Here is an 847-nt window from a genome sequence, read left to right on the forward strand (position 1 = left end):
TCAATTGCAACATTGATCCTGACTGTAAATCAAGAAGTTACCAGCACCATCGAAGTAACTATCTGTGCTAATCAATTACCATATACCTGGAACGGTAATACCTACAATACCGCCGGATCTTACGATATAACCCTGATAAGCGCAGCTGGTTGTGATTCAATTGCTACACTTGTATTATCTATCAATCCGGCTGTTACCAGCACTACCGAAATCACCGTATGCGCCGACCAATTACCTTATAGCTGGAACGGCAATGCGTATAATGCCCCCGGGTCTTACGATGTAACCCTGACAAGTGCGGCCGGTTGCGATTCTGTCGCTACATTGGTACTTACTGTCAATCCGACGGCAACCAGCACCACCGAAGTATCTATTTGTGCTAATCAATTGCCATATACCTGGAACGGTAATGCCTACAATGCTGCCGGTTCTTATGACATGACATTAACAAGCAGCGCAGGTTGTGACTCAATTGCAACACTTGTATTATCTGTTAACCCGGCTGTTACCAGCACCACTGAAGTAACTATCTGTGCTAATCAATTGCCATACACCTGGAATGGTAATACCTACAATGCTGCCGGGTCTTACGATGTAACCCTGACAAGTGCGGCCGGCTGTGATTCAATTGCAACACTTGTATTATCTGTTAACCCGGCTGTTACCAGTACTACCGAAGTCACTGTATGCGCTAGTCAATTGCCTTATACCTGGAATGGCAATACTTATAATACCGCCGGGTCCTACGATGTAACCCTGACAAGCACCGCCGGTTGCGATTCTGTAGCTACATTAGTGCTTACTGTTAACCCGGCTGTTACCAGCACCACCGAAGTGACAGTATGCG

The 847-nt window shown here is 46.2% G+C and carries 1 protein-coding gene; it reads left to right on the plus strand.

The window, feature by feature from the left end:
• The coding region (locus tag A4R26_RS11580) for a hypothetical protein (RefSeq protein ID WP_207625728.1) at positions 1-847 on the plus strand (847 nt) is incomplete at both ends.

The organism is Niastella populi, assembly GCF_002078015.1.
Lineage (GTDB): Bacteria > Bacteroidota > Bacteroidia > Chitinophagales > Chitinophagaceae > Niastella > Niastella populi.